Here is a 14,313-nt window from a genome sequence, read left to right on the forward strand (position 1 = left end):
GTGTGTACCTTTCGGAAGGTTTTTCCAATCTCCTGATAATTTTTCTCGAGGGAGATTCGTTTCTGAAACGATAATGGCTAGTATGGCACAAGAAATCCAAACTCTATTCAATGAGGCAGTCCGTTTGGAGCGAAACGGGGAGTTTGATCGTGCCGAAACCCAATACAAAATTTTGCTCGGAAAAGACCCGAATTATCATCTGGCCTTACAAAACTTGGGTGTAATTTACGCCAAACAAGGAAAACATGCAGAAGCAATTCCTTTGTTTTCTAAAGCATACAAACTCCATGCAAATGTCAAAAACTGTTATAATTTAGCTGTTTCCCTTTACAAACACGAGGAAACAGAAAAAGCCATTAGTTTTTTAAAACAAACCTTAACCTTCGAAAAGAAGTTTATTTCTGCACACCTATTGCTCGCACAGGCCTATCAGAAGTTAGGCAATGATGAAAAAACCGAAGTATATCTAACTAATGTTATTAAAATCGAACCAGACCATAAATCAGCTTTAGGAGGGCTTGCGATGTTTTACTACGAAAGGAATCGTTTTCCAGAAAGTTTAAAAATGATTGAACGTTACTTGATTCTGTATCCCGGAAATGCTCAATTAAAGATCATACAATCTGAAATCCTCGCCAAACAGGGAAACTATAAAGCATCGGCCACTTTGCTTGCCACAATGGTCAAAGAGGATGCGGGATTTACAAACTTTAACGAAAGTTTGCAAGCTGCTTGGAAAGAGGAAGATGGAATTGCAAATGAAAGTTTGCATCGGATCCAATCCAAGGCCAAAATGAAATTAAAGGAATTCCAAACCAAATTAGAACTTTCTAAAGAGAATCCAGATGAGTTTTCTCCACCGGATGCACAAGAAGCTTTGGATTTAAGTTTGTTATATCTTTTCAATGGCAACCCCGAAAAAGCGATGCAATATTTGGTATTTGCTCAAAAGATGAAGGAAAAGACAGATCCAGACAGGCCATCCTAGATTGAAATTTCGTATTTTATACATTCTATTTCTTTGTAATATTTTAATTCTAATGGGATGTAGATATCCTATTGCAAAACAAGAGGATTTGGAATCCGATTCCTTGTTTATAGAAGTGACGGGTTCCCGTGCTACAGAGTGCAATGCAGAAGGAATTCGGTTGTCCAAAACCATTCAACTGGACCAAGCAGAATCCGTTTGGGATAAATGCATTCAAACCAATCCGAACGAAGTAGCCGTCCATTTGAACCGAATTCGATTTTATTTTTTGTTAGATGAATACGAACTCTTAAAGCAAAAAGTGGCGAAAGAAGCTCCCTCAAGGTCTTCTGTCACCTACACCAATATTTTAAAAGAATTGGAAGTTCGTTTGCGGAATGATGAGAAGGTTGTTTTACTTGATGCCCTATCGCGCGTAAAGGGATGGGAATTGTTTGCCTATGAAGAGTTAGCAAATTATTATTTGCAAACAGGTAACTATGCTTATGCGGAAAGTTATTTCAATCAAATTTTAGAAGTAGTCCCCTTCCATGAGAACGCACTTTATGGAATGGCAGACATCCAAGTCCAAAAAAATAATTGGTATAGTTTATTGGATTATGCAAAATCCTTGGAAGTTGCCTCTAAAAAGAATAAGGAATTTCATTTTTACTTTGTAAAGGCCAATTATGAATTGGGTCGTTATGAAGAGGCTTTGAAGTGGGCAGAATCGGCTACTGCGAGTGAAAAAACACAAGTCGGATTTTTAGAAATTTGGCGTGATACTTTACTTGTTTTGAAAGATTTCCCAAAATGGGATGGGCTTTTGCCTTACTACCGTAAGGCGATAGAAAAAGGGTATTCGGTTCCAGAGTCGGTATTCTTTCCTACTCTTTCCAAAGAAGGAAAGGATGTAAGGAAAGCTTCTCGTTCCGGAAGAAGTTAGCCATTAAATTAAAAATTCAAATCCTAAAGATAGAGTTCATTCCCGATCTTGGCATAAATTCCAAATTTTTTCTGCTTGTCGGAGTTTAAGAACGTTATGCGTTCTTATGAAAGGAATTTTATACCTTAAGAGATGGAGTTCACAGGCCAAAGTGGCAAACTCCCTATCTGCGATTGGTAAATTACCAAGTACATTCCCAAGAAAAGACTTTCTAGATACTCCCACCATCAATTGCGGAAATTCTAATTTAAGGATTTCCAATTCTTGCAGAACTTGAAAAGAAACCATCGGATCGTCACTCAAAAAAAAACCCATTCCTGGATCATAATATAGGGAAGGCTCAGGAATTCCGAATGATATAAGATCCGAACGACGGTCTCTGAAAAAAGTTTGGATTTTTCTAACTACTTTTTCTGGAGTGAGATCTGATTTGTATTTCGCAATATTTTTGTTATGCGAATGCATGATTATGAATTTTAAGTCTGGATGTTTTTCAATCGCAGGTTTTAGAAAACTACGTTCACCTTCATAGGTAAAACCGGTGATGTCGTTAATACAGCGAACACCTGCTTCAATTCCTTTCTTTTGTACTTCCGGACGAAAACTGTCGAGGCTGATACGCACTCCCTTGGGAACAAAATAATGAATGACTGGTTCGACTCTTTTCCATTCCTCTGCTTCGGAAACTAGAGTGGCATCGATGTTTGAAGATTGGCCTGACACGTCCAACCAATCAGCCCCCTCTTGTAACAGTTTAATTCCTTGATTGATTGCGTCATCTGGGTTAAGAAATTTTCCCCCATCACTAAATGAGTCTGTGGTAATGTTTAAAATTCCGAAGATTTCGGCCATGAATGAGAAGGATTATCGGTAAACCTTGCCCTAAAAGCCTTATTTTTCCCTTGGCAGAAAATTCCGATTAGCCGATACATAGGAGAGACGGCAGATGAAAAAACTCCTTATTTCCTTAATCATTTTGGCATTCCCACTTCTGGCGCAGCCTTTACCAAAGGCGAAGGACGTAAGGTTTTACCAGCCACTGAACACCCAAAATGTGGAATACAACCCGATCATTTCTCCAACAGGTCGGTATTTAGTATTCCAATCCAATCGACCTGGGGGTGAGGGGGGGATGGATGTTTGGATTTCAGAAAATTTAAGTTTTCCTGATCGGATGAAATTACCTGTTTGGTCTCCTCCAAAGAACTTTCGCGAACTCAATACAACCAATTTTGAAGGAATGTTTTCCATCCTCTTTGATGAAGAGGAAAAACCTTACGAACTCTACTTTACTTCTGTTCGTGACAAATCACAGGCTGATCCGAAAAAGAATCGAGAAGGGTATGATGGCCTTAATATTTATTATACAAAAATCAATCAAAGAACCGGTCTTTGGTCTATACCCATCCATGTGAATGAAATCAATTCTCATTTTGAAGATAAAATGCCGGCAGTTTCGCCTGATGGTTGTTCTATGGTATTTTCTTCCAACCGTCCAGGGGGACTTGGGGGATTTGACCTTTGGATTTCGAAAAGAGAACCTACAACAGTTACAAAAGAAATAATCCCGGACAAACCTAAAATTAAATGTCGAGATGGAATTTGGCAAAAACCGATTTCTGTGGGAACCATGATTAATACAAAAGATGATGAGATTAGTCCCAATTACCACTGGGATGGACTTCGTTTGTATTTTAGTTCCAATCGTGGGGATAAAAATCGTAAATTTAGTTTTTACTATAGTGAGTTCAATGAAGCACAAAATCTTTTTGAAACTCCTATATTATTAGGATCTCCATTTAATACCAACCAACAGTTGTCAGGTGAATCGACAGGATTCCCATTTGATACTCCCTCCGATTATTCCACTTATAGTCTTTGGGAAGAAAGTGATAACGAGGGTATTTCTGTCACCTTTGATGATTTGTGGTTTTATTTTTCTTCCAACAGACCTGGTGGGGAAGGTCAGTTCGATATTTACAGAACTATGGTTCCAGAAGACTTGAGACGTAGTTATGAATTTGTCTTTCGTGGACTCGTTCTGGATGGATCAGAAGCCATCATGATTGGGCTTGATTCTACTCTCAAAATCTATGACGATACAAAACCCATCCAAGTGATCACTTCCAAAAGGATTGGAGGAGACTTATCCATTGCGGATGCGGAGAATTTTCGTACAACGATCAAAACAGGAAAATTATACCGTGTAGAAGTTTCTTCTCCTGGATTCCACCCTACGGAATTACTCTTAGATTTGAGAGGGAACGTGGGTAAGGAAAAAGAACAATATTCTCAAATCATCTTACAGCCTATACGCCCTACAAAAGACGAACGACCAGACAAAACCATCCAAGGAATTCGGTTCATTGTCAAAGATAGGAAAACAGACCTTGTCATTCCGAACGCTATTTGTTATTATTTTGATGACCTAACTCGTAAAGGAAAATCTTTAGAATCAAAAGATGCGCGTTTTGATTTGGATAAATCTCCTACCATGGATTTTGAGATTTTGGTGAGAGCCAAAGGATTTAAAGAAGAAACTTTCCTCTTTTCCAAAGACAAAATTTCTAGCATGGAAGGAAAGGAGACCGTACTTTATCTAAGAAATCTAAATGATTTTGATAATCTGTACAATGCAATTATTTATTTCCCGTTCAATGAACGAACTTTGAGTGATGGAGATAAGAAAAAATTGGATCTTTTTGCTGACTTCCTCATACAACATAAAAATGAAAAAGTTGAAATTGGTGGACATACTGATAATATAGGGAATAAGGAATACAACATCAGTTTGAGCGAAGATAGGGCTCTTTCTGTTTATCAATACTTGCGACTCAAAGGTGTCCCCAAGGAACGAATGAAGGTACAAGCTTACCATTATTCTCAGCCAATGGCCGAAAATGAAACGGAAGAAGGACGATCTCGAAATAGACGTGTGAATTTCAAAAAGATAGACTAATTATGATCAATCGTGTTAAAATTCATTTCGACCAAGAGAGAGAGTACCTTCCCTTAGAAGCGGTACGCGCTTTACCTGAATTTTTCAAACAAATGATGGGTGCCGGTGGATTGTATTTGAAAGGATATGACACACCTATCCGTGTTAAGTTCAAAGGTGAGAGACAGGACGGAGCCCATATTTGGGAACTGGAAACTATTCCTGAATTGATTGAGACAATTTTTACAGTCCAGGCCACACCAGCATTCCATGTGGAAGTGGATTATGAACTCATAAACCAGAAAGATAATCTCCTTCTTGGAAAAATTATAGACCGAAGACAAACCTATGCTACGAGACAAGATCCGAGAAATGAGAAGGTTCGGGGTAATGTAGTCGCCTCCAACTTTTTAGTTGCCAAAACAAATATAGATTTTTCGAAACTAACTGGAGTTAGTTCGCAGGTAATTCTTTCTGATATCCAACGAACTGTCCTAAAAGATTACCCGCAGTCAAAAGTGGTATTTCTTTCTGTATCAATTCATAGTGATGAAATTGATTTAATGAAAGAACATAAAAAACCTCTTTTTATCTTAGATACTGAAACGTTTGAATCCTTTTCTTCTGAAGATGTGTTTGATCCTAAAAAAACATTCGAAGATGAGTTTTTATTGGATGATAAAATCCAAGAATACAAAAAGAGAAAAATCGGTTCTTTTATTTATTACCCTCTATTCATACAAATGAAAGACATGCATTTTTTTGCATATCTTTCCCTAGAGACTGAAAGGCCAGGAATTCCTGGTGAAGTATTGGATTTGTTTAAAGAGGTTGAACGTACGTTTCAAGAAAGAATCATGGACTCAAATACCCATATTCTTGATATCAGACAAAACGTACTGAACGTTTCCCGAGGTGGAGTCGCCTTGGAAGTTAACGATATGGAAATTATCAAAGCACTGAAAGTGAAACCTACATTTACTTTAGATATCAATTTCAAATTGCAGGCACCGATTCGGATGGCAGTAGAATTACGACATCTGGAAGAGGTGAATGATTATTTTAGATTGGGTGGCAGGATCACAGGTGTCAGCGGAGATAAAAAAGCCAAAGAGATTTACCATAGTCTTATTGAGTTTTTTGGCTGATCTTCGCTACCGGTTCACAGGGGCCATACATTGAAAGAACAAAAACTAACAACAGAAAACTATAAAGGCACAAGGGATTTTTATCCGGAAGATATGCGCCTTCGTAATTATTTATTTTCAGTAATGAAAGATGTGGTCAAGTCATACGGATATGAAGAGTATGATGGCCCCATGGTGGAGTCATTGGATTTATACCGAGCCAAAACTGGGGAAGAAATTGTAGGAAAACAAATTTATAATTTCATTGATAAAGGGGATCGTGAAGTGGCAATTCGCCCCGAAATGACACCGACCGTGGCTCGGATGGTGGCAAAAAAATTACGCGACCTTCCTCGTCCTATCCGGTGGTTTTCCATTCCCAACCTTTGGAGATATGAACAACCTGGCCTTGGTCGCCTTCGGGAACACTGGCAGTTGAATGTAGATATGTTTGGTGTGACAAGCCAGAGAGCTGAATTAGAAATTTTGTCTTTAGCTTGTGATATTCTTTTTGCCTTCGGAGCACCGAGGAATAGTTTTAAAGTTACCATTTCTCATAGATCTCTTCTCGACGAATTTCTGTTAGATGGTTTAAAAGTAAGTCCAAACCAAGCGCATGAAGTTTCTAAAATTTTAGACAAAAAGAATAAAATTACAGAAGACGAGTATATTGCCCTTGTTTCGAAAACAATTCCGAACGACCCAACAGCGGTCTCTAAAATCAATTTGTTTTTGGCAGCTACTACCGAGACATTGAATCAAATTCCTGGTATTAAAGAAGAAACTTTAAATGCCATCCAGACTTTGTTTGAAGATCTTAAAACGATAAGATTAGAAGATATCGTCTATTTTGATCCCTCAGTGGTTCGCGGATTTGATTATTATACAGGTTTTATTTTTGAAATCTTTGATACCTCTCCACAAAATAAACGATCGTTATATGGTGGTGGAAGATATGACAACTTAATCGGGCTTTTTTCCAATGAAGAACTTTCTGGAATTGGATTTGGTTTGGGTGATGTGACTCTTCAAAATTTTTTAACTGCACATAATCTATTGCCGAAATTTTCAAGTGATTCGACTGTTTATATTCCTTTACTGGATGAGTCTTCTTTTTCCGAGAATCATAACTTTGCAAAAGAACTCAGAAAGGAGAAGATTGCTGCAGAAGTGTCTTTAGTTTCTCAAAAGATGGGAAAACAACTTTCTTATGCAGAGAAAAAAGGATACCGTTGGATCCTTCTTCGAGGGGAAGACGAAATCAAAGCAGGGACTGTGACTTTAAAAGATATGGTTACTCGTAACCAGTGGACTTTTTCTTTTGCTGAAGCACTTCAAAAGATAAAAGAAGAGCTTTCTAAATGAATTTGATTTCTGCTATCGATTTGAAGTTATCGATTTGGATTCAAAAAAATCTCCACCATCCAAAACTTAGTTGGGTTTTGTCCCGAGTCAATCGTGGGGAAATGTTCGCTTTGGTTTTGTTGCCACTGATGTTTTTGAGTGACCTGTACAAACCTGTATACTTTAGTTTGCCTTTCGTACTTATATTCACTTATGTAACGGATCGTCTGGTGTTGGTGCTAAAGAAATACTTTGCAAGAAAACGTCCCCTAGTCAGTGTTATGGGAAAAGTAGATTCCAATCCAGATATGAAACACTCCTTTCCCTCTGCACACAGTGCCAATTCAATAGTTGTATCTACTATTTTGGTTTTTGCATTTCATGAAACTCCGTATTTCTTTTTCTTCAGTTTGTTTGCTGGTGTGGGTAGATTAATTACCTTACATCATTTTGTAAGTGATATTGTGGGGGGATGGATCATTGGTTTTGGGATTGGGCTTGTTGCGGTTCTATTTCATTATTATCTTTGGCCTTATTGTTTGACGTTATGAAACATATTGGATATTTTTTCTCATTTTTAATTGTTTATTTGTTCTATTTCCCTTTCAAGGTCCTTCCGTATAAGTGGTGTTTGGCGTATGGAGTTTTTTTAACAAAACTCCTTTATCCATTAGATAAAAAACACCAAAAAGTGGCAGCCGATAACATCCGTTTTGCCTTCCCAAATTATTCCGAAGACCAAATTCAAAATTTAGTCAAAGCACATTATCGTCATTTGGGGATCTTACTTGCGCATACACTTTGGGCTCCGCGTATGACTAGAAAATGGTTGGATCAAAATCTAATCATCGATGCAGAAAGTTTGCAAATTGAAGAAGAAACGAAAAAACAAGGGGTGGGAGTGATCTTGATTTCTGGTCACTTTGGCACTTGGGAAATATTGGTTCAATTTTTGGGAATCAGAATGAAGGGCGGTGGCATCTACAAAAAGGTAAGAAATCCTTTTGTTGACCAACTTTTAAGACGTATGCGTACCAAGAATGGAGTGGTCCTTGTACCCGTTCAAGAATCTACCCAAGTGATCAAACTTCTAAAACAGGGTTATTGGATTGGTTTTGGAGCTGATCAAAATGCAGGGAAAGCAGGGATCTTTGTTCCCTTTATGAATCGCCAAGCCTCTACTTTTGTGGGTCCTGCATTAATGGCTTACTTAACCGGTGCTAAGATGTTATATTATTCAGTGTTAGCTGGCGAAGACGGTAAGGTGATTGTTCGAGTTAAGGATTTGGGTTTTGTAGATAAAAAACTTTATCCATCAAAGGACGATGTAATCAGACATTATACGGAACTTTGGACGAAAACTTTGGAAGAGGAAGTGAAGTTGTTTCCGGAGCAGTACTTTTGGGTGCATCGTCGTTGGCGAACCCAACCGCAAATCACCGGGAACGAACCGTCTTAAAATTCAGATAATCCGAATTTTAAGACTTTAAATGCAAAATACACAAATCTCAGAGTTACTCTCCGAGAAGCGCCAGTGTAGGTTTGTGACGAACCGCTCCATTTTCTGCAATCATACATGCATTTATGATTTCGTCTTCCAAGTTGATGTTGAATTGTTTTTCTTTATTCACAAACAACTTGAGAAAGTTCACAATATTCTTTGCATACATCTTACTTGCATCCATTGGTTGGGTACTTTGTAAATTTGAATTTCCAATCACAGTGATCCCTTTATAAACAATAGTTTTATCGTTTTCAGTGACTTCACAGTTACCACCATTGATTGCTGCTAAGTCTACGATCACAGAACCCTGTCTCATTTTATCTACCATCTCTTTTGTAATGAGTACCGGAGCTTTTTTCCCAGGGATGAGAGCTGTTGTAATGATGATATCTGCTTTTTCTGCAAATTTTGCAATGGCTTCTTTTTGTCGTCTTTGGTAGTCTTCTGATTGTTCTACCGCATAACCACCGGTATTCGATGCATCGGCGGCACCTTCCACTTCCACAAATTTGGCACCAAGAGACATACACTGTTCTTTCACTTCTGGCCTTGTATCAAATACATCGACTACAGCACCCAATCGGCGAGAAGTGGCGATGGCTTGGAGTCCTGCAACACCAGCTCCAAGGATGAGTACTCTTGCTGGAGTGATGGTTCCTGCCGCCGTAGTTAACATTGGGAAAAACCGGCTGTAGTTGGAAGCGGCAAGTAATACGGCCTTGTATCCAGAAACAGTTGCCTGGCTACTGAGAACATCCATGGACTGTGCACGTGTGATTCGTGGGATGGTGTCCATAGAGAATATTTTAAAGGAAGCATTTGCAATTTCTTTTACTTTCTTTGGGAAAGCAAGTGGGGAAAGAGTAGCAATATAGATTTTGTCTTTGCCTATTTTTTTTGCGCTTGTTTCATCCAATGCATGAATGGAAACAACGATGTCCGATCCGGAGAGAATTGAATCTCTTGATTCAATAGTTGCACCGACATCTTTATAATCTTGGTCGGAGAAAAACGCATTGTCCCCAGCAGTCGTTTCAACTGAAACAGTGAAACCTAACTTTTTCAAAGGGTCAATAACATCCGGTGTGATAGCCACTCGGTTTTCATAAGATGGTTCTTTGATTACGCCTATTTTCATTTTATACTCTTTTGCTAAAATATTCGATGGTTTTTTTTACGCCTTCCACGAGCGGGACGGTCGTTGAATAATTCAATTTTTCTTTCGCTAAACTTAGGTTTGGTTTTCTTCTTGTTGGGTCATCTTGTGGGAGAGGAAGGTAAATGATTTTGGATTTACTTCCTGTTTCTTTGATCACAAGTTCAGCCAATTCCTTCACAGTAAATTCGCCGTCATTTCCTAAGTTTACTGGTCCGATAAAACCTTCTGTGTTCATCATGGTAATGATTCCACGAACTAAATCATCTACATAACAAAACGATCGTGTTTGGCTTCCGTCACCATAAATGGTGATGTTTTCACCACGTAACGCTTGTACAATGAAGTTACTCACTACACGACCATCGTCCGGAATCATTCTTGGTCCATAGGTATTAAAAATACGGATCACACGAATGTCCACAGCATGTTGGCGGTTGTAATCAAAACATAAAGTTTCGGCCACTCGTTTACCTTCGTCATAACAACTGCGGATTCCGATGGTATTTACATTCCCCCAATACGATTCGGTTTGGGGGTGTTCGAGTGGATTTCCATAAACTTCAGAAGTACTTGCTTGAAGAATCCGCGCCTTCACACGTTTGGCAAGACCAAGCATGTTCATCATTCCTAAAACATTGGTTTTGATGGTTTTGATGGGGTTACTTTGGTAATGTACCGGAGAGGCCGGACAAGCCATATTGTAGATTTGGTCCACTTCCAACTTGATGGAGTCTGTGATATCATGGCGGATCAGTTCAAAATTCGGATTGGTAAGAAGGTGGGTTAGATTTTCCTTTCTTCCGGTATGGAAATTGTCCAATACGATGATCTGGTTTCCCTCTTTCAGAAGAGTTTCTGCAAGATGGGATCCGATAAATCCGGCTCCACCTGTGATAAGGATTCTTTTTGCCATTGAGATTCTATATTTGTGAAGTCGGTGTCCTACGCAAATGAAAATTTGCGATAAGGTTTAAGGACTATTGTCTTTGGGAGGGAAGTCTTGGAACAAATTGGGGGGCAAAACAATCCCACTTTCGGGATCCACTCCACGTTTTTCCAACCAAAGTTTTGCTTCTGGGGAAAGGTCTCCCGGAAATCGCTCAAATGTTTCTTCTGTACCCGGAAAATCGTGGGTTTCCTCGTGGCTTAGGGAGCTGCGTAGGGACATAAAAATAATCCCGATACTGAGGAGTGACCAGAGGGTAGCAATCATATAACCGAGCACCACAACAACGGTGGGAACTTCCTGATTTTGTAGGTCTTCCGGTCCAAGCCCGGCCATCCAAAAAGCGAGAATCCCAGCATCCGTTTCTGTTAATCTTTCTGCAAAGTCAGAAAGGTCATATAAGGAATAGAGAGAAATACTGGTTCCTAAAAATACTAAGGATAGGATTGAAATTGTCTCACCTAACATACCGGTAACGAGAATGCCTACACCCCAAAAAATACCGGTAAAATAAGCAAGATCTCCTAGTTTGGAATATAGGACACTGACAGAAATCAGAAAAAGTCCAAACAAAATCATTGTTTGGCGAGCATGACGACCTTGGAAACCCAAACGAAGTAAAAAAGCACCCACAAGGGAGGAACCAATGTATCCCGCAGAAACAACTAGGATAAAAGAACCGCGAAAGGAAGCTGGAACGGCAATCGTTTCCCCACCTTCATTTCCATGCAGAGCGATTCCTTTGACAACTCCACCACTGAAGAGTGCTGCAGTGGCATGGCAAATTTCATGGATGAGTACAACAAATTCTTTGAGATAAGAGGTGAATTGGTGGTCCCAAAACGCAACCAAGCTCAAAATTAAAGAGAGAAAAATGACAAATTTGACCGGTTTTTCTGCCATCATCGATTTAAATATCGGCTAGTTGGGAGTAAAAGAAAGACCAATAAATGTAATATCATCCGATTGTTCTCGATTCCCACGAAAATTTGTCATCTTGGCATCCAATAGTGGCGGAATTTCTTTTACAGTTTTTTCAGCATTAAAATGCAAAAATTCTATCAAAGTTTCTTCACCAAAAATTTCATCTCTTTCGCTGAATGCTTCCGTGATTCCATCGGAGTAGAGAAAGAGTTTGGTGCCTGGAAGTAACTTTAATTCTTGGGCATGATAATCGGTTTCCAAAATTCCAAGGACTCGTTGTGTTTTGGAATGTAATTTGATTTGTCCATCAGCTCGCATTTCAATCAATGAAAGATGGCCTGCATTGACATATTTAAAGATATTTTGGTTTGAATCAAAAATTCCACCCAGCAAAGTCATAAACTCATTCCCTTTATATCGGGCGCGGAAAAAAGAATTGATTTCACGAAATAATCCTTCAAGAGAAGTTCCATTTCTAAGTTGTTCTCTCACAATTCCTTTGATGGCACTTACTAAAAATCCAGTTCCGAGTCCATGTCCGGCTACGTCACCTAACAGAACGATCATTTTTGTTTGTGAAACTGGAATGATATCTAAGTAATCTCCAGAAATTCCAACTGCCGGTTTAGAAATATAACCATAATCGATACCTTTCACTTCACTTGGTAAAATCAAACGCAGCGTATTGTCTACAATGGATGCAGTTTGGATGTCTCTTACAATTTTACGTTTTTGAATTTCATCTTCAAGTAAACTGTAGTTCTCAAGCAACATTCCAGAAATTTTGACAACTTCGTTGATAAATTTTAATTCACCAATGGAGAAATATTTTTTATCTAACTTTTCTCCTATAAGGATCATTGCCTGAATGTTTTTTTTGTTCGAAGAAGAATCATAAGCAGGAAATGCTAATTGGACGTGTAACCCTTTCAGAAAATTATATAGAGTTTCTCGGAGCCCAATTCCATATTCGAGGTGAGAGGTTACTGTCACTCTATCTGTACTTGTAAAATAGTTCCATATTTCTGATTGAGGAGAGATACGAACAAAATTGATATTTTTTAAATCGGTACTCGCAAATTGATCCCCGGGAATTAAGATGATGATATTCGAAACATTCACCGTTTCTTTCACTGTGCGATTGATCGTTAGGATAGTTTTTCGCATGGATAGAGGTGAAGACAAAAGCGCCGTAATTTTGTTAATTCCTTCGCTGAGTTTGGGATTTTGTTCAAAAAACCAATAATCAAATAACTCCTTCACTCGCAGTTTTAGCGGAATTAAGTAAGCAGTGACTAAAAAAAGATAGATAAGATTAAAAACCCAACGGTCTTTCAGATAACGAATCGGAAGGATAAAGTCTAAAATAAAAATAGAACCTATATATGTTCCCAAAATGATAGAAACTAAAATCAAAGTCACAATACTTGGAGTGAAGATGACTAAGGATGGGACAAAGGTATATCGGTATGTTCCATAGAAGAAGGAGAGTATAAACAAAAGGTAGGTGATAATAAAAAGAGATCTATGAACAAAAAACCAAGGATATCCATCAAAAAACAGGATACTGATTGGAAGTGCTACATAAAGAAAAATAGAAAATACCAAAACGATTCTTTTAAGAAGGGCTTCTTCTTGCGGTTTGGATCGAATGATTTCGTAGACATTCGCAATGATATTGATGGAACCAAATAAAACAGTGATTGCGTGGGCAACTAACACAACTCTTTCGATGAGCACCATGTCGTATTTTTCTTGGGAAGCAATCATCGCCATGATAAAAGAAATTAATACTTGAGGTAATAACCATTTGGAATTGATTTCTTTTCCGCGAAGTCTGTATATCAGATGGTATTGAAGAAAACTCCCTAAATAGAGCGTTAGAACAAAAAGAAAAATTGAGTTTTTGAAAGTTAATACAAATACATTAGATAGAATCACTAAACCAAAGTTAAAGAAAAAGCCAAAAATTAAACCATCCCTTGTGGAATAGTAAAAATAAACAGCAATGGCCAAACTAAAAAACGCTAAAAATAAATCGGAAAAAAATACACTAAGAACATCAGTTTTACGGATGGTCGTTAACTTAAATTCCTCTTCATAAATATTTCCTTTGGTATCTTTAATGTGTAATCGAAAGGATTCGATATTAGAAAAATCGGAAATGGAATCAAACCTTTCTAGATCTTCCCGAATCACGGAATTTCCCCAATCGGCTTTGTTTCCTTCTCCAATATTAACAATGAGACCAGAAGGATAATGGTAAAAGGGAAGTCTTTTTGCGTTGTTTTGAAATCCAATAAAGGAAAAGAGGAGAATCAAAAAAAACAATAGAGACGAAAGTATTGTAATTGCAAGCTCTCTCATTTGATTTCTGGCTCTTCAAAACTAAATTTAAGAACTGCTTCTCCGCGTTGTTGGATGATGATTGGACCTTTGTCCATATTGATCATATTTT

Annotated in this window: 12 protein-coding genes; 7 read left to right on the forward strand and 5 right to left on the reverse strand. The window is 38.2% G+C overall.

The genetic code is table 11. The annotated features are described in order from the left end of the window. Window positions 1-82: 82 nt before the first annotated feature. A complete protein-coding gene (locus JWG40_RS04430) occupies window positions 83-988 on the forward strand; it encodes a tetratricopeptide repeat protein (protein WP_205284656.1) in 906 nt (301 codons plus the stop codon). 1 nt (window position 989) lies between these two features. Further along, window positions 990-1,913, forward strand: a complete 924-nt coding sequence (locus JWG40_RS04435) for a tetratricopeptide repeat protein (protein ID WP_205284657.1) — start codon at window positions 990-992, stop codon at window positions 1,911-1,913. Window positions 1,914-1,949: 36 nt separating this feature from the next. Here JWG40_RS04435 and folP read toward each other — a convergent pair whose 3' ends face one another. Further along, the gene (gene folP / locus JWG40_RS04440) at window positions 1,950-2,765 is read right to left on the reverse strand and encodes a dihydropteroate synthase (protein ID WP_205284658.1); all 816 of its coding nucleotides are present in this window, start codon (window positions 2,763-2,765) and stop codon (window positions 1,950-1,952) included. A 94-nt stretch (window positions 2,766-2,859) separates the two neighbouring features. On the opposite strand from folP, the gene JWG40_RS04445 reads away from it, so the two are divergent. The 5 genes from JWG40_RS04445 to JWG40_RS04465 are packed head-to-tail and all read left to right on the forward strand — an operon-like array spanning window position 2,860 to window position 8,781. Next, complete coding sequence (locus JWG40_RS04445) at window positions 2,860-4,872, forward strand: OmpA family protein (protein ID WP_205284659.1); 2,013 nt, start codon at window positions 2,860-2,862, stop codon at window positions 4,870-4,872. Window positions 4,873-4,874: 2 nt separating this feature from the next. Continuing rightward, window positions 4,875-5,999: a DUF1577 domain-containing protein gene (locus tag JWG40_RS04450; protein WP_205284660.1), complete on the forward strand. Its 1,125-nt coding sequence runs from the start codon at window positions 4,875-4,877 to the stop codon at window positions 5,997-5,999. A 30-nt stretch (window positions 6,000-6,029) separates the two neighbouring features. After that, window positions 6,030-7,343 (forward strand): histidine--tRNA ligase, encoded by a 1,314-nt coding sequence (gene hisS, locus JWG40_RS04455; RefSeq protein WP_205284661.1) that lies wholly within the window; start codon window positions 6,030-6,032, stop codon window positions 7,341-7,343. Beyond that, window positions 7,340-7,873 (forward strand): phosphatase PAP2 family protein, encoded by a 534-nt coding sequence (locus JWG40_RS04460; RefSeq protein WP_205284662.1) that lies wholly within the window; start codon window positions 7,340-7,342, stop codon window positions 7,871-7,873. The genes hisS and JWG40_RS04460 overlap by 4 nt, the downstream gene beginning before the upstream one ends. Then, a complete protein-coding gene (locus JWG40_RS04465; RefSeq protein ID WP_205284663.1) occupies window positions 7,870-8,781 on the forward strand; it encodes a lysophospholipid acyltransferase family protein in 912 nt (303 codons plus the stop codon). Before JWG40_RS04460 ends, JWG40_RS04465 begins: the two co-directional genes overlap by 4 nt. A 55-nt stretch (window positions 8,782-8,836) precedes the next feature. Here JWG40_RS04465 and JWG40_RS04470 read toward each other — a convergent pair whose 3' ends face one another. From JWG40_RS04470 to JWG40_RS04485, 4 genes are read right to left on the reverse strand one after another with little or no spacing between them, the layout of a single operon-like run. Next, on the reverse strand, window positions 8,837-9,964 hold the full coding sequence (locus JWG40_RS04470; protein ID WP_205284664.1) for a Re/Si-specific NAD(P)(+) transhydrogenase subunit alpha: 1,128 nt from the start codon (window positions 9,962-9,964) through the stop codon (window positions 8,837-8,839). Between the two features lies 1 nt (window position 9,965). After that, window positions 9,966-10,898, reverse strand: a complete 933-nt coding sequence (locus JWG40_RS04475; protein WP_205284665.1) for a UDP-glucuronic acid decarboxylase family protein — start codon at window positions 10,896-10,898, stop codon at window positions 9,966-9,968. Between the two features lie 57 nt (window positions 10,899-10,955). Then, window positions 10,956-11,834 carry a M50 family metallopeptidase gene (locus JWG40_RS04480; RefSeq protein ID WP_232369170.1) on the reverse strand — a complete coding sequence of 293 codons (879 nt, stop codon included), beginning with the start codon at window positions 11,832-11,834 and terminating at the stop codon, window positions 10,956-10,958. 18 nt (window positions 11,835-11,852) lie between these two features. Next, a complete protein-coding gene (locus JWG40_RS04485) occupies window positions 11,853-14,222 on the reverse strand; it encodes a PP2C family protein-serine/threonine phosphatase (protein WP_205284667.1) in 2,370 nt (789 codons plus the stop codon). Window positions 14,223-14,313: the final 91 nt, after the last annotated feature.

It is taken from the genome of Leptospira abararensis, assembly GCF_016918735.1.
Taxonomy (GTDB): domain Bacteria; phylum Spirochaetota; class Leptospiria; order Leptospirales; family Leptospiraceae; genus Leptospira_A; species Leptospira_A abararensis.